At 58.4% G+C, this 800-nt stretch carries 1 protein-coding gene; it reads left to right on the forward strand.

Going from position 1 to position 800, the window contains the following annotated elements; all coding sequences use genetic code 11:
- The coding region (locus tag AC1DRJ_RS30555) for a DUF805 domain-containing protein (protein WP_477805396.1) at positions 1-800 on the forward strand (800 nt) is incomplete at both ends.

An 800-nucleotide genomic window follows, 5' to 3' on the forward strand; every position in this document is an offset into this window, starting at 1 on the left:
CCGTTTCAAGATCGTATTCGACGGCGCTCTGCTGCCCGGCATTGACCTCACCACCGCCAAACAGAATCTCGCCGCCCTGTACAAAAGCGATGTTGCTGCAGTCGAACGGCTGTTCTCGGGCAAGACTGTCACGCTCAAGCAAGGTCTGTCGCAAGTCGAGGCGCAAACTTATCTTCAGGCACTTTCGAAAACCGGCATCAATGCACGGATTGAAAACGAATCGCCCATAGAGCTGAACTTGACCGACGCCCACGAACACCTACCCGCCAAGACCCAGCCTGTCTTCGTCGACCCGGTGTCCCCTTACGCTCCGCCTCAGGCTAGCGTCGGAGAAAACCTCCCCGCATTCTCCACACTCAAACCGTTCAGTGTCGAAGGGCGTATTGGCCGTTTGCGTTATCTGGCGTGGACGATGGTCCTGACCCTTGTGATGCTGGGTGTCGGATCGGCACTCGCCATTTTCGCCGTTGCCCTGATCAGCGCAGACTCGAGTGCCGGCCTGATTGTGGGTGGCCTGGTGGCGCTGTTCCTGTTCATCGGGGTTGTGGTTGTCAGCATTCAGATCAGCGTGCAGCGTTTGCACGACATCGGCTGGTCCGGGTGGCTTTGGCTATTGAACTTCGTCCCGTTCGTGGGCAGCCTCTTTCCGTTCGTGATCATGGTCATCCCCGGCACCAACATCGCCAATCGCTACGGTCCGCCACCACCGCCCAACAGCACCGCCGTCAAAGTGCTGTCTTCGTTGTGGGTCGTGTTTATCGCCATCGTCCTCGTGGCGGCAGTGTCTGGCGGTTTTACTG

The organism is Pseudomonas sp. P5_B2, assembly GCF_056400445.1.